Origin of the sequence: Aquipseudomonas guryensis (genome assembly GCF_014164785.1) — a bacterium.
Lineage (GTDB): Bacteria > Pseudomonadota > Gammaproteobacteria > Pseudomonadales > Pseudomonadaceae > Aquipseudomonas > Aquipseudomonas guryensis.
Map to the genome: position 1 here is coordinate 321,537 of NZ_JACJFN010000001.1, position 13,884 is coordinate 335,420.

General features: G+C 63.8%; 12 protein-coding genes. 6 read left to right on the forward strand and 6 right to left on the reverse strand.

Annotated features, from left to right (window positions below; translation table 11 throughout):
* Positions 1-21: 21 nt before the first annotated feature.
* Both dnaK and grpE read right to left on the reverse strand, forming a co-directional pair.
* Positions 22-1,938, reverse strand: a complete 1,917-nt coding sequence (gene dnaK, locus H3H45_RS01490; RefSeq protein ID WP_182831990.1) for a molecular chaperone DnaK — start codon at positions 1,936-1,938, stop codon at positions 22-24.
* Between the two features lie 112 nt (positions 1,939-2,050).
* Positions 2,051-2,620, reverse strand: coding sequence for a nucleotide exchange factor GrpE (grpE, locus tag H3H45_RS01495; RefSeq protein ID WP_182831991.1), 570 nt, complete (start codon positions 2,618-2,620; stop codon positions 2,051-2,053).
* Positions 2,621-2,766: 146 nt separating this feature from the next.
* Here grpE and recN point away from each other — a divergent pair, with 146 nt between their 5' ends.
* Positions 2,767-4,440 (forward strand): DNA repair protein RecN, encoded by a 1,674-nt coding sequence (gene recN / locus H3H45_RS01500; RefSeq protein WP_182831992.1) that lies wholly within the window; start codon positions 2,767-2,769, stop codon positions 4,438-4,440.
* A 60-nt stretch (positions 4,441-4,500) separates the two neighbouring features.
* On the opposite strand, the gene fur is transcribed toward recN, so the two are convergent.
* Positions 4,501-4,911, reverse strand: coding sequence for a ferric iron uptake transcriptional regulator (gene fur, locus H3H45_RS01505; protein ID WP_173209422.1), 411 nt, complete (start codon positions 4,909-4,911; stop codon positions 4,501-4,503).
* A 97-nt stretch (positions 4,912-5,008) separates the two neighbouring features.
* On the opposite strand from fur, the gene H3H45_RS01510 reads away from it, so the two are divergent.
* A complete protein-coding gene (locus tag H3H45_RS01510) occupies positions 5,009-5,524 on the forward strand; it encodes an outer membrane protein assembly factor BamE (RefSeq protein WP_182831993.1) in 516 nt (171 codons plus the stop codon).
* A 54-nt stretch (positions 5,525-5,578) separates the two neighbouring features.
* On the opposite strand, the gene H3H45_RS01515 is transcribed toward H3H45_RS01510, so the two are convergent.
* Both H3H45_RS01515 and H3H45_RS01520 read right to left on the reverse strand, forming a co-directional pair.
* On the reverse strand, positions 5,579-5,899 hold the full coding sequence (locus H3H45_RS01515) for an RnfH family protein (protein WP_182831994.1): 321 nt from the start codon (positions 5,897-5,899) through the stop codon (positions 5,579-5,581).
* Positions 5,892-6,326: a type II toxin-antitoxin system RatA family toxin gene (locus H3H45_RS01520; RefSeq protein WP_182831995.1), complete on the reverse strand. Its 435-nt coding sequence runs from the start codon at positions 6,324-6,326 to the stop codon at positions 5,892-5,894. The genes H3H45_RS01515 and H3H45_RS01520 overlap by 8 nt, the downstream gene beginning before the upstream one ends.
* Positions 6,327-6,474: 148 nt before the next feature.
* Here H3H45_RS01520 and smpB point away from each other — a divergent pair, with 148 nt between their 5' ends.
* Positions 6,475-6,957 carry an SsrA-binding protein SmpB gene (gene smpB / locus H3H45_RS01525; protein ID WP_182831996.1) on the forward strand — a complete coding sequence of 161 codons (483 nt, stop codon included), beginning with the start codon at positions 6,475-6,477 and terminating at the stop codon, positions 6,955-6,957.
* Positions 6,958-7,026: 69 nt separating this feature from the next.
* Here smpB and H3H45_RS01530 read toward each other — a convergent pair whose 3' ends face one another.
* Positions 7,027-7,800 (reverse strand): FCD domain-containing protein, encoded by a 774-nt coding sequence (locus H3H45_RS01530; RefSeq protein ID WP_182831997.1) that lies wholly within the window; start codon positions 7,798-7,800, stop codon positions 7,027-7,029.
* A 259-nt stretch (positions 7,801-8,059) separates the two neighbouring features.
* On the opposite strand from H3H45_RS01530, the gene H3H45_RS01535 reads away from it, so the two are divergent.
* Genes H3H45_RS01535 through H3H45_RS01545 form a run of 3 tightly spaced genes read left to right on the forward strand, consistent with a single transcriptional unit; the run spans position 8,060 to position 13,772 of the window.
* Positions 8,060-9,748, forward strand: coding sequence for a lactate permease LctP family transporter (locus tag H3H45_RS01535; protein WP_182831998.1), 1,689 nt, complete (start codon positions 8,060-8,062; stop codon positions 9,746-9,748).
* 54 nt (positions 9,749-9,802) lie between these two features.
* A complete protein-coding gene (lldD, locus tag H3H45_RS01540) occupies positions 9,803-10,957 on the forward strand; it encodes an FMN-dependent L-lactate dehydrogenase LldD (protein WP_182831999.1) in 1,155 nt (384 codons plus the stop codon).
* Between the two features lie 13 nt (positions 10,958-10,970).
* Entirely contained in the window at positions 10,971-13,772 is a 2,802-nt protein-coding gene (locus H3H45_RS01545) for an FAD-binding and (Fe-S)-binding domain-containing protein (protein WP_182832000.1), read from the forward strand.
* Positions 13,773-13,884 lie beyond the last annotated feature (112 nt).

Genomic DNA, 13,884 nt, shown 5'->3' on the forward strand with positions numbered 1-13,884 from the left:
GGAACGGAAGCAAGCCGTGGCTTACTTGTTGTCCTTGACCTCTTCGAACTCGGCATCGACGACATCGTCGGCCGCGTCCTGAGCCTGATCTGCACCCTGAGCGGCAGCGCCCGGCTGCGGCTGCTCGGCGTACATCTTCTGGGCCAGCGGGGCAGTGACTTCAGACAGCGCATTCATCTTCGCTTCGATGACTGCCTTGTCGTCGCCCTTGACGGCAACTTCCAGCTCGCCCAGCGCCTTCTCGATGGCCGCTTTCTCGTCAGCCGTGGCCTTGTCGCCGGCCTCGGTGATCATCTTGCGGGTGGCATGCACCAGGCCGTCGCCCTGGTTGCGGGCAGTGACCAGCTCCTCGAACTTGCGGTCTTCCTCGGCGTTGGCCTCGGCGTCACGCACCATCTGCTCGATTTCTTCCTCGGACAGACCGGAGTTGGCCTTGATCACGATGGACTGCTGCTTGCCGGTGGCCTTGTCTTTGGCGCCGACGTGCAGGATGCCGTTGGCGTCGATGTCGAAGGTCACTTCGATTTGCGGCACGCCACGCGGAGCCGGCGGAATCTCGGCCAGGTCGAACTTGCCCAGCGACTTGTTCTGCGCAGCTTGCTTGCGCTCGCCCTGCAGCACGTGGATGGTCACCGCGCCCTGGTTGTCGTCGGCAGTCGAGAACACCTGCGACTTCTTGGTCGGGATGGTGGTGTTCTTCTCGATCAGCGCAGTCATCACGCCACCCATGGTTTCGATACCCAGGGTCAGCGGCGATACGTCGAGCAGCAGCACGTCTTTGACGTCGCCAGCAAGAACAGCGCCCTGAATCGCAGCACCGATGGCTACGGCTTCGTCCGGGTTGACGTCCTTGCGCGCTTCCTTGCCGAAGAACTCAGCGACCTTCTGCTGCACCAGCGGCATGCGAGTCTGACCGCCGACCAGGATCACTTCGTCGATGCTGCTAACGTCCAGACCGGAGTCTTTCAGAGCAATGCGGCACGGCTCGATGGTACGGGTGACCAGCTCTTCAACCAGGGCCTCCAGCTTGGCGCGGGAAATCTTCACGTTGAGGTGCTTAGGACCAGTGGCGTCTGCGGTGATGTACGGCAGGTTGACGTCGGTCTGCTGCGCGGACGACAGCTCGATCTTGGCCTTTTCAGCGGACTCTTTCAGGCGCTGCATGGCCAGCGGATCGCCTTTCAGGTCGATGCCGGACTCTTTCTTGAACTCGTCGACGAGGTAGTCGATCAGACGAATGTCAAAGTCCTCACCACCGAGGAAGGTGTCACCGTTGGTGGCCAGCACTTCGAACTGGTGTTCACCGTCGACTTCGGCGATCTCGATCACCGACACGTCGAACGTACCGCCACCCAGGTCATAGACGATCACGGTGTGGTCGCCCTTGCCCTTGTCCATGCCGTAGGCCAACGCAGCCGCGGTCGGCTCGTTGATGATGCGCTTGACCTCGAGACCGGCGATGCGGCCGGCGTCTTTTGTGGCCTGGCGCTGGCTATCGTTGAAGTAGGCCGGAACGGTGATCACCGCCTCGGTCACAGGCTCGCCGAGGTAGTCTTCGGCGGTCTTCTTCATCTTCTTCAGCACTTCCGCGGAGATCTGCGGCGGTGCCATTTTCTGGCCCTTCACTTCGACCCAGGCGTCACCGTTGTCGGCCTTGGCGATCTTGTAAGGAACCATCTTGATGTCTTTCTGTACCACGTCTTCTTCGAAGCGACGACCGATCAGGCGCTTCACCGCGTACAGAGTATTGTGCGGGTTGGTCACGGCCTGGCGCTTGGCAGCCTGACCGACCAGGATCTCGCCGTCGTTGGCGTAGGCGATGATGGAAGGCGTGGTACGCGCGCCTTCGGCGTTCTCGATGACCTTGACGCTACCGTTTTCCAGAATGGCGACGCAGGAGTTGGTAGTCCCCAGGTCGATACCGATGATCTTGCCCATATTCACTCTCCCGAAACTGTGTCTTTAACCTTGGTTGCGCGGCCCGTAGATTGGATTGGCCGCGCCAGCACTAAATCGCTTGTACTAATAGATGGGGGCTGTAGCGCCGATTTCAAGCGTGCTCGTCAATCGACGGCAGTAGCGCGCTTGGCGCCTTGCTGACCACGACCATGGCCGGGCGCAGCAGGCGACCATTGAGCAGATAGCCCTTCTGGAACACCTTGAGCACGGAGTTCGGCTCGACATGGGTACTTTCTTCCATGGCCATCGCCTGGTGGTGCTCCGGATTGAACGGCACACCGTGCGGGTCGACCGCTTCCAACTGATAACGCTTGAGGGTGTCGTGGAACAGCTTGAGCGTCAGTTCCATGCCTTCACGCACGGCCTTGATCGACTCGTCGTTGGGGTTGGACAGCTCCAGGCCGCGCTCCAGGCTGTCGACTACCGGCAGTAGGTCATTGGCGAACTTTTCCAGGGCGAACTTGTGCGCCTTCTCGACATCCTGCTCGGCACGGCGGCGCACGTTCTGCAGATCGGCAGCCACGCGCAGGGACTGATCCTGCGCAGCGGCCAGCTGCTCTTCGAGCGATTGCACGCGCGCAACCAGATCCTCGCCGAACGCCGCCTCGGGCGCCGGATTGTCCTGCGGATTCTGTGGATCGAGAGTCTGTTCGTCAGCCATTGGGTCCTCCTATCAATACGCCAGCGGGTCATGGCCCGCGCTTCTTCCGCCTATATGGGGCCCAAACACAAGCTTTCAAGGGTTATTGTCAGGACAAAACAAAACACTGTATAAATAGCCAGCACATTTTTTTGGGAGTGATCTCCATGCTGGCGCACCTGTCCGTACACAACTACGCCATCGTCGAACACCTGGATCTGGAACTGGCCCGCGGCATGTCGGTGATCACCGGCGAGACCGGCGCCGGCAAGTCGATCATGCTCGACGCCCTCGGCCTGGCCCTTGGCGATCGTGCAGACAGCGGCGTGGTGCGCCCCGGTGCGGACAAGGCGGACATCCTCGCCAGCTTCGATCTGGACGACATTCCAGAAGCCCGCACCTGGCTCAGCGAGCGCGACCTGGATAACGACGGGCCGTGCATCCTCCGCCGGGTGATCACCAGCGAAGGCCGCTCGCGTGGCTATATCAATGGCGCACCCTGCCCACTGGGTGACCTCAAGGCCCTCGGCGAGCTGCTGATCGACATCCACAGCCAGCACGAACATCAATCACTGCTCAAACCGGACACCCACCGTCGCCTGCTCGACGAGTACGCCGGCAGCCAGGAACTGGCCCGCCAGGTACAACTGGCCGCCCAGCGCTGGCGCCAGACACGCCAGGAATTGCAGCGCCTGACCTCGACCAGCGACGAGCAGCGTGCCCGCCACCAGCTGCTCAGCTACCAGCTTGAAGAGCTGGAGAATCTGACCCTCGGCGACAACGAACTGGAACAGCTGGAACAGGAACACAAGACCCTGAGCAACGCCGAACAGCTGCTCGGAGCCTGCCGTCAGGTGCTAGACCTGTGCAGCGAGAGCGATGCCGGCAACGTGCTGTCGGCCCTGACCGCCAGTCTCAACCGCCTCGGCGCGTTCAGCAGCCAGCCAGGCGCGCTGGGCGAGGCCAGCAACCTGCTGGCCAGCGCGCAGATCCAGGTCGAGGAAGCGGTCGGTGAACTGAATCGCTTCATCGACCACTTCGACGCAGACCCGCAGCGCCAGCAGATCCTCGAAGAGCGCCTCGACGCCATCTACACCCTGGCACGCAAGCACCGCATCCAGCCCACCGAGCTCGGCGAGCTGCAGCAGCGTCTACTGGAAGAACTGGAAGGCCTGAATGCCGACGACCAGGCCAGCGAACGCCTGACCGAAGAACTGGCGGCCTACGCCCGCCATTACCAGGAAAAGGCCAGTGAGCTGAGCGAACTGCGCCAGCAGGCCGCCAAGCACCTGGCCGATGCCGTGCAAATCGAGATGCAGAGCTTGGGCATGCCCGGCGGACGTTTCAGCATTCAGTTGCAGGGCAGCAGCGCCGAAGAACCGCAGCCTTATGGCTTGGAGCAGGTCGAATTCCTGGTCAGCGCCAACCCCGGCCAGCCGCTGAAGTCGCTAGCCAAGGTCGCCTCCGGTGGTGAACTGTCGCGCATCAGCCTGGCCATCCAGGTGATCACTGCACAGACTTCACGGGTGCCGACCCTGGTGTTCGACGAAGTCGACGTTGGCATCGGCGGCCCCACTGCCGAAGTGGTCGGCCAACTGCTACGGCGCCTCGGCGAGCGCGGCCAAGTGCTGACCGTCACCCACCTGCCGCAGGTCGCGGCACAGGGCCACCAGCACCTGTTCGTGCACAAGCAGCGTGGCAGCGAGGAAACCCGCACCGCCGTGACCACCCTGGATACCGCCCAGCGGGTCGAGGAAGTGGCGCGCATGCTCGGCGGTCTCGACCTGACCGAGGAATCCCTGCAGCACGCGCGCAAGATGGTCGCCAGCGCACAGAGCTGAATATCGCGCACATGAAAAAAGGCGCCCCGCGGGGCGCCTTTTTTGTCGACTCTGGCGGACTTACTTCTTCTTGCGTACGTACAGCACCAGGTTGTGATCGACCAGCTCGAAGCCATGCTGCTTGACGATCTCTTTCTGCAGCTTCTCGATCTCCGGATCGAAGAACTCGATGACCTCGCCACTGTCGACGCAGACCATGTGGTCGTGATGACCGCCATCGGCCAGCTCGAACACGGCATGACCGCCGTCGAAGTTGTGACGCTCGACCAGGCCCGCAGCCTCGAACTGGGTCAGCACCCGGTACACGGTCGCCAGGCCAACGTCCTCGCCAGCCTCCATCAGGGCCTTGTAGACATCCTCCGCACTCATGTGACGCTGGCCGGAAGTGGCCGAGTCGAGCATTTGCAGGATCTTCACGCGCGGCAGGGTTACTTTGAGGCCGGCTTTGCGCAGTTCGCTATTTTCAACCATGGTCAGCTTTCTCTAGGTTGCTGCTTCGCAGCTTCCGTTTATGCGGGTATGATCGGGGTTTACTTTGCCCAGCCAAGATAGTGGAAGTCACCCACCGATGCAAAACACCAAGCTCTTGCTGTCCAGCCTCACCCTCGTGAGTCTGCTCGCACTCGCCGGTTGTTCATTTCCCGGGGTTTATAAAATCGACATCCAGCAGGGCAATGTCGTAACGCAGGACATGATAGACCAGTTGAAGCCCGGAATGACCCGCCGACAAGTGCGGTTTATCATGGGCAACCCGCTGATCACCGACACCTTCCACGCCAATCGCTGGGATTATCTGTACAGCATCCAGCCGGGTGGTCGTCAGCGTTATCAGGAGCGTGTCAGCCTGGTGTTCGGCAGCGATGATCAACTGATCGGTCTGGCCGGTGACTTCATGCCAGGCGTCAGCCGTGATCAGGCGATCCTCGGTGAAGACGGCGCACCGACCACTACCGCCACACCGCAAACCCAGAACGAAGAACCGGCCAAGCCAGGCTCGCTGCTGGAACAGATCCAGCGTGAAGTGGATGCCGCCGAACCGGTACCGGTGCCAATCCCGGAACCGCTGGAAGCCACGCCGCAGTAATCTGCAGGCACAAAAAAGCCCGGTCTGACCGGGCTTTTTCATATGTGCGCAAAACTATTCGCCCGGCTCGGCCGCCTTGGCCTGTGCCGCCTTGGCCGCACGCTGCTTGCGCACCTCTTTCGGGTCGGCAATCAGGGGACGATAGATTTCCACCCGCTCGCCCTCCTCGATCAGGCGCTCTTCCGGCTTGGCCACGGCCTTGCCGAAGATACCCAGCGGACTGGTAGCCAGGTCCAGATCGGCAAAGTGCGCATCCAGCCCCGAACGCAAGGCCACCTCACGCACCGTAGTGCCGGCCGGCACGCTCAGGCGCAGCAGCTTCTGCTTGTCCGCCAGGGCATACACCACTTCAACGAAAATGTTCGGCTTATCCATACAATTGCTTGGCTCGCTGGCAGAAAGCATCGACCAGGGTATTGGCCGCCTGATTGAACAATGGCCCAAGCGTAGCCCGCACCAGCGGCCCGGCGTAATCGAAGGTCATGTCCAGGCTGATTTTGCAGGCCTTGTCGCCCAGCGACTTGAACTCCCACACGCCCTGCAGCTGGGTAAACGGCCCTTCTTCCAGCTGCATCTCGATCGACTTGCCCGGCACCAGACTGTTGCGGGTCATGAAGCGCTGACTCAGCGAACCCTTGGCCACCGTCAGGCTTGCCCGCATCTCGCTGTCGCTGGCCAGCAGCACTTCGGAGGCCGAGCACCAGGGCAGGAACTGCGGATAACTGGCCACATCATTGACCAGATCGTAAAGCGCCTGCGCCGGGTAAGGCAGCAGCGCCGAGCGTTGGATTCGCGTGCTCATCGACTCTCACTTCGAGTACTGCATCGCGGCGGGTCACGACAAAATGCCTGGCCAACCGCCGGAAAGCGCGCATTGTGCGGAATTCACCCTGCCCCCTCAAGCACAGGCTGTCGCCAGCACCGCGCCGACTCCCTATAATGCCGCGCCTATGGCTAAGCAAAAGAAACACCCTACGGGGACCATCGCGCAGAATAAAAAAGCGCTGCATGACTATTTCGTCGAACACAAGTTCGAGGCCGGCCTGGTCCTGTCCGGCTGGGAGGTGAAGAGCCTGCGCGCCGGCAAGGCGCAGCTGGTCGATAGTTACGTGCTGCTCAAGGATGACGAAGCCTGGCTCATGGGTTGCCACATCACCCCATTGAAGACCGCTAGTACCCACGTCATCGCCGACCCTATTCGCACGCGCAAGCTGCTGCTGAACAAGCGCGAGCTGGACAAGTTGTTCGGCTCGGTGCAGCAGAAGGGCTACACCTGCGTGGCCCTGTCGATCTACTGGAAGGCGCACCTGATCAAGTGCGAGATCGCCCTGGCCAAGGGCAAGAAGGACTTCGACAAGCGTCATACCGAGAAAGAACGCGACGCCGACCGCGAAGTGCAGCGAGCCATGCGCACCAAGGGCAAGGACGAATAAGCCGTCCGCGGGTGCGCCGCGCGCCCCGCCCCCATCTGGTCACGTTACGCATGCCTCCAGACAGCACGCCTAGGGCTTGACCGCCACCCGCCGCTGCGCCCGCGCCAGGCGCTGCGCTTCCAGCTGCACATCCGCCAGCACCTCCTGCACATAATCGATATGCCGGTTGGACAGGCTGCGCGCCTCTTCCGCCTGTCCGGCCATGATCGCCTCATACAGCGCCCGGTGCTGACTGATCAGCATGCTGCGGGTTTCCTCGCGCTGGGCGTACATACCGCCGATGTTGGTCACCACGTTGCGTTTGAGCAGGTCGAACAGGCCGCGAATGGTGTGCAGCAGCACCGCGTTATGGCTGGCCTCGGCAATCGCCAGGTGGAAGCGCGCATCGGCTGCGCCCTCCTCGGCGCGAGTCACCGTGCCACCGCGCTCGTAGCAATCCTGTAGGGCGGCGAAGGCTTCGCTCAGGCGCTGGCGATCCGGCTCGGTGGCGCGCTGCGCCGCATAGAAGGCGCAGGAACCTTCCAGAGTGTGACGGAATTCGAGCAGGTCGCGCTGGGCTCCTGGGTTCTCCTCCAGCAGTTTCAGCAACGGATCGCTGAAGGTGCTGCCCAGCGTTTCGGCGACATAGTTGCCGCCGCCCTGACGACTGACCAGCAAGCCCTTGGCCACCAGCTTCTGAATCGCCTCGCGCAGTGACGGCCGCGACACGCCGAACTGCTCGGCCAGCACCCGCTCGGCCGGCAGGCGCTCACCGATCTTCAGGGTGCCTTCGAGAATCATCGCCTCCAGCTGACTGACGATGTCATCCGACAGACGGCGCTGCTGCACCTGACCCACTGCCATAAAGCCGCTCCCCACTGGTTTGACCACTTGCCCCGCTCTGCTACGGCGCTTGCCGACTAGCCTAGCGAGGCCATCCGAGCCCAGCAACCGATGACTCTTCGACCAAAGTCTGAGGCGCCAAGTTTGACAGGCAGGAAGCATGACTTTTACTCTGGCGACGCGCATTTGTAAATTGGTATTACCAATTTACAAATGCTCAATAAACGGGCTGACCCGCCAACCACCCCGGCACCTCCAAAAACAATTAGGGAGCCACCCCATGCAGACCTGGCAACAACTCTACACACCGCTCGGCAGCCTCGGCCTGTCCGCGCTGGTCGCGCTGATTCCAATCGTGTTCTTCTTCCTGGCCTTGGCGGTGTTTCGCCTGAAAGGCCACGTCGCCGGCAGCATTACCCTGGCGCTGTCGATCATCGTCGCCATTTTCGCTTTCCAGATGCCGGTCGACATGGCCTTCGCCGCCGCCGGCTATGGCTTCGCCTACGGCCTGTGGCCGATTGCCTGGATCATCGTTGCTGCCGTGTTCCTCTACAAACTGACGGTGAAGAGCGGCCAGTTCGAGGTGATCCGCAGCTCGGTGCTGTCAATCACCGACGACCAGCGCCTGCAGGTGCTGCTGATCGGCTTCTCCTTCGGCGCCTTCCTCGAAGGTGCTGCCGGTTTCGGCGCGCCGGTGGCGATCACCGCCGCCTTGCTGGTCGGCCTTGGCTTTAACCCGCTGTATGCAGCAGGTCTGTGCCTGATCGCCAACACCGCACCGGTGGCCTTCGGCGCCCTGGGCATCCCGATCATCGTCGCTGGTCAGGTTACCGGCATCGACGCGTTCAAGATCGGCGCCATGGCCGGCCGCCAACTGCCACTGCTGTCGATCATCGTGCCGTTCTGGCTGGTGGCGATGATGGATGGCTGGCGCGGCATCAAGGAAACCTGGCCAGCGGCACTGGTAGCCGGCGTCAGCTTCGCCATCACCCAGTACTTCACCTCCAACTACATCGGCCCGGAACTTCCGGACATCACCTCGGCGCTGGTCAGCCTGGTGTGCCTGACCCTGTTCCTCAAAGTCTGGAGCCCGAGCCGCGCAGCCGAAGCTGAAGTGGTCGGCGTGTCGGCCGGTGGCGCGGCCATCGTCGGCGGTTTCGGTGGCCCGCGCAGCACCACGCCATCGCCCTACAGCTTCGCGCAGATCCTCAAGGCCTGGTCGCCGTTCCTGATCCTCACCGTGCTGGTGACCATCTGGACGCTGAAGCCGTTCAAGGCGCTATTTGCAGCCGGCGGCGCGATGTACAGCACAGTGTTCAACTTCGCCATCCCGCACCTGGATCAACTGGTGGTCAAGACCGCACCGATCGTCACCGCTACCACCGCCATGCCAGCCGTGTTCAAACTCGACCCGATCTCGGCCACCGGCACGGCGATCTTCTTCTCTGCCCTGATTTCCATGCTGGTGCTGAAAATCAGCGCGAAAACCGGCCTGAGCACCTTCAAGGAAACCCTGGTCGAGCTGAAATGGCCGATCCTGTCGATCGGCATGGTGCTGGCCTTCGCCTTCGTCACCAACTACTCGGGCATGTCCAGCACCCTGGCTCTGGTCCTGGCCGGCACCGGCGCGCTGTTCCCGTTCTTCTCGCCGTTTCTCGGCTGGCTGGGCGTATTCCTCACCGGCTCGGACACCTCGTCCAACGCCCTGTTCAGTTCGCTGCAGGCCACCACCGCGCAGCAGATCGGGGTCGATCAGACCTTGCTGGTAGCGGCCAACACCAGCGGCGGCGTGACCGGCAAGATGATCTCGCCGCAATCCATCGCCGTGGCCTGCGCCGCCACCGGCATGGTCGGCAAGGAATCCGACCTGTTCCGCTTCACCCTCAAGCACAGCCTGATCTTCGCCGCCTTCGTCGGCCTGATCACCCTGGCTCAGGCCTACTGGCTGACCGGTATGCTCGTACACTGATGAGTGGCCCGCCGGGCCGCAAGGCCCGGCATCTTCACTTCGGGAAACTGCCCCATGATCATCTCCGCCTCCACCGACTACCGCGAAGCCGCCCGGCGCCGGCTGCCGCCATTCCTGTTCCACTACATCGACGGCGGCGCCTATGCCGAGCACACGCTGAAGCGCAACGTCGCCGACCTGGCCGATATAGCCCTGCGCCAGCGCGTGCTGCGCAACATGGCCGAACTGAGCCTGGAAACCCGCCTGTTCAACGAACCCTTAGCCATGCCGGTGGCCCTGGCCCCGGTCGGCCTGACCGGCATGTACGCCCGCCGCGGCGAAGTGCAGGCGGCCAAGGCGGCGGCAGACAAGGGCATTCCCTTCACCCTGTCGACAGTCTCGGTGTGCCCGATCGAGGAAGTGGCCCCGGCGATCAGCCGGCCCATGTGGTTCCAACTCTATGTGCTGAAGGACCGCGGCTTCATGCGCAACGCCCTGGAGCGAGCCAAGGCGTCCGGCGTCAACACCCTGGTGTTCACCGTCGACATGCCGGTACCCGGCGCACGCTACCGCGACGCCCACTCCGGCATGAGCGGGCCGAACGCGCCGCTGCGACGCATGCTGCAGGCCATGACCCACCCGAGCTGGGCCTGGGATGTCGGCATGCTGGGCAAGCCCCACGACCTGGGCAATATCTCCGCCTACCGTGGCAACCCCACGGGCCTCGCCGACTACATCGGCTGGCTGGGCGCCAACTTCGACCCGTCGATCTCCTGGAAAGACCTGGAGTGGATCCGCGACTTCTGGGACGGCCCGATGGTAATCAAGGGCATCCTCGACCCCGACGACGCCCGCGACGCGGTGAAGTTCGGTGCCGACGGTATCGTCGTCTCCAACCACGGCGGCCGCCAGCTCGACGGCGTGCTGTCCAGTGCCCGCGCCCTGCCGGCGATTGCCGATGCGGTGAAGGGCGAGATCAAGATCCTCGCCGATTCGGGTATCCGCACCGGCCTGGACGTGGTGCGCATGCTCGCCCTCGGCGCCGACACCGTGATGCTCGGCCGCGCCTTCGTCTACGCCCTGGCCGCCGCCGGCGGTGCCGGGGTGAGCAACCTGCTGGAGCTGTTCGACAAGGAGATGCGCGTGGCCATGACCCTGACCGGGGCCAAGTCCATCGCCGAGATCAGCGCCGATTCGCTGGTGCGCGAACTGCGCCACGCCGCCTCCTGACCCCGGAGCCCCCATGAGCCTGCCCGCCGCCTTTCTCAACGCCGTCGCCCGCCTGATCCCGAAAGAGCGACGCTTCGACGACCCGCTGTCGACCCTGGCCTTCGGCACCGACGCCAGCTTCTACCGGCTGATCCCCAAGCTGGTGATCCGCGTCGAGAGCGAGCAGGAAGTGGTCGAGCTGCTCAAACTGGCCGGAGCCGAACGCGTGCCGGTGACCTTCCGCGCCGCCGGTACCAGCCTGTCCGGCCAGGCGATTTCCGACTCGGTGCTGATCGTGCTCGGCGAGCACTGGAACGGCCGCGAGGTGCGTGACAACGGCGCGCAGATCCGCCTGCAACCGGGCGTTATCGGTGCCAACGCCAACGCCGCGCTGGCGCCCTTCCTGCGCAAGATCGGCCCCGACCCGGCCTCGATCAATGCGGCGAAGATCGGCGGCATAGTCGCCAACAACTCCAGCGGCATGTGCTGCGGCACCGCGCAGAACACCTACCAGACCCTGGCCGGCCTGCGTCTGGTGCTGGCCGACGGCACGGTGGTGGACAGCGAGGACGCCGCCAGCGTGGCCGCCTTCCGCGCCAGCCACGGTGAGCTGCTGGAGCGCCTGGCCGAACTGGGCCGGCAGACCCGCGCCAACAGCGCCCTGGCGACCAAGATCCGCCACAAGTACCGGCTGAAGAACACCACCGGCTTCTCGCTGAACGCCCTGATCGACTACGACGAACCGCTGGAGATCCTCAACCACCTGATGGTCGGCTCCGAAGGCACCCTCGGCTTTATCAGCGCGGTGACCTACGACACCGTGCCGGATCATCCGCACAAGGCCAGCGCGCTGATCGTCTTCCCCACGGTGGAGACCTGCTGTCAGGCCGTGCCGCTGCTCAAGCTGCAGCCGGTGTCGGCGGTGGAGCTGCTGGACCGGCGCAGCATGCGCTCGGTGGAAAACATGCCGGGCATGCCGGCCTGGGTGAAAAGCCTGTCGGCTACAGCCTGCGCCCTGCTGATCGAGTCGCGCGCCGCCAGCCAGAGCCTGCTGCACGAGCAGCTGGCGCAGATCATGGCGTCCATCGCGCACTTCCCGGTGGAGAAGCAGGTCGATTTCAGCGAAGACCCTGCCGTATACAACCAGCTGTGGAAGATCCGCAAGGACACCTTCCCCGCCGTCGGTGCCGTGCGCCAAACCGGCACCACGGTGATCATCGAGGACGTGACCTTCCCGGTCGAGCGCCTGGCCGAGGGAGTCAACCGCCTGATCGCGCTGCTGGAGAAGCATCATTACGACGAAGCGATCCTGTTCGGCCATGCCCTGGAGGGCAACCTGCACTTCGTCTTCACCCAGGGCTTCGACGACCCGGCCCAGGTCGCCCGCTATGAAGCCTTCATGCAGGACGTCACCCAGTTGGTGGCGGTTGAATTCGGCGGCGCGCTGAAGGCCGAGCACGGCACCGGACGCAACATGGCGCCTTTTGTCGAGCTGGAATGGGGCAGCGAGGCCTACCAGCTGATGTGGACGCTCAAGCGCCTGCTCGACCCGCAGGGCATCCTCAACCCGGACGTGATCCTCTCGGACGATCCGCAGATCCACCTGAAACACCTCAAGCCGCTGCCGGCCGCCGACGCCATTGTCGACAAGTGCATCGAGTGCGGCTTCTGCGAGCCGGTGTGCCCGTCCAACGGTCTGACCCTGACGCCGCGCCAGCGCATCGTCATCTGGCGCGACATCCAGGCGCGCAAACGTGCCGGCATCGACACCACCGAGCTGGAGCGCGCCTACCAGCACCAGGGCCTCGACACCTGCGCCGCCACCGGCCTGTGCGCGCAGCGCTGCCCGGTGGGCATCAACACCGGTAACCTGGTGCGCCAACTACGCGCCGGCAACGCCCGTCACCCCGGCACCGCCAGCTGGCTGGCCGGGCACTTCGCTACGGTGCTGCAGGGCACGCGCCTGAGCCTGCGCCTGGCCGATGGCGCGCGCCGGCTGCTCGGTGCGCCACGCCTGGCCAAGGTCGCCCGCACGCTGCATGAAAGCGCCGGCCTGCCGCTATGGACGCCAGCCATGCCACAGGCGGCGCAACCAGTTCGTATCAATCCGGCAGTCAGCGACGCACGGCCACGGGTGGTCTACCTGGCAGCCTGCGTGTCGCGAGCCATGGGCCCGGCATTCGCCGACGCCGAGCAGATGCCGCTGCTCGACAAGACCCGCCAGTTGCTGGAGAAAGCCGGCTTCCAGGTGGTGTTCCCTGACGAGCAGGACAGCCTGTGCTGCGGTCAGCCGTTCGCCTCCAAGGGCTACCCCGAGCAGGCCGAGCGCAAGAAACAGGAGCTGATCGACGCCCTGCTCAAGGCCAGCCGTGGCGGCCTCGACCCGATCTACTGCGACACCAGCCCGTGCACCCTGCGCCTGCTGCAGGACGGCCTCGACCCGCGCCTGCAACTGCACGACCCGGTGAAGTTCATCCGCGAGCAGCTGATCGACCGACTGGAGTTCACCCCGCAGGAACAGCCGGTGGCCGTGCATGTCACCTGCAGCACCCAGCACCTGGGCGAGGCCCAGGGGCTGATCGATATCGCCAAGCGCTGTGCCAAAAAGGTGGTGATCCCCGAAGGCATCCACTGCTGTGGCTTCGCTGGCGACAAGGGCTTCACCACCCCAGAGCTGAACGCCCATGCGTTGCGTTCGCTGAAGGACGCGGTACAGATTTGCGACGAAGGCATCTCCACCAGCCGCACCTGCGAGATCGGCCTCAGCCATCACGCCGGCATCGACTATCACGGTCTGGTCTACCTGGTCGACCGGGTGACCCGGCGCAAAGCCTGAGCTCAAGGTGCGCGACCCGGCCTAGAGTAGAAGAGAGCACGGCGCGCCATGGCATTCGCCAGCCAGGCAGATCGCCGTGCGACTCCTATACTGCTGACACCGCCCACCGAAG

Bases quoted from the DNA above. Each gene is read 5' to 3' on its own strand.
- dnaK (WP_182831990.1), bottom strand. From the start codon at position 1,938: ATGGGCAAGATCATCGGTATCGACCTGGGGACTACCAACTCCTGCGTC.
- grpE (WP_182831991.1), bottom strand. From the start codon at position 2,620: ATGGCTGACGAACAGACTCTCGATCCACAGAATCCGCAGGACAATCCG.
- recN (WP_182831992.1), top strand. From the start codon at position 2,767: ATGCTGGCGCACCTGTCCGTACACAACTACGCCATCGTCGAACACCTG.
- fur (WP_173209422.1), bottom strand. From the start codon at position 4,911: ATGGTTGAAAATAGCGAACTGCGCAAAGCCGGCCTCAAAGTAACCCTG.
- H3H45_RS01510 (WP_182831993.1), top strand. From the start codon at position 5,009: ATGCAAAACACCAAGCTCTTGCTGTCCAGCCTCACCCTCGTGAGTCTG.
- H3H45_RS01515 (WP_182831994.1), bottom strand. From the start codon at position 5,899: ATGGATAAGCCGAACATTTTCGTTGAAGTGGTGTATGCCCTGGCGGAC.
- H3H45_RS01520 (WP_182831995.1), bottom strand. From the start codon at position 6,326: ATGAGCACGCGAATCCAACGCTCGGCGCTGCTGCCTTACCCGGCGCAG.
- smpB (WP_182831996.1), top strand. From the start codon at position 6,475: ATGGCTAAGCAAAAGAAACACCCTACGGGGACCATCGCGCAGAATAAA.
- H3H45_RS01530 (WP_182831997.1), bottom strand. From the start codon at position 7,800: ATGGCAGTGGGTCAGGTGCAGCAGCGCCGTCTGTCGGATGACATCGTC.
- H3H45_RS01535 (WP_182831998.1), top strand. From the start codon at position 8,060: ATGCAGACCTGGCAACAACTCTACACACCGCTCGGCAGCCTCGGCCTG.
- lldD (WP_182831999.1), top strand. From the start codon at position 9,803: ATGATCATCTCCGCCTCCACCGACTACCGCGAAGCCGCCCGGCGCCGG.
- H3H45_RS01545 (WP_182832000.1), top strand. From the start codon at position 10,971: ATGAGCCTGCCCGCCGCCTTTCTCAACGCCGTCGCCCGCCTGATCCCG.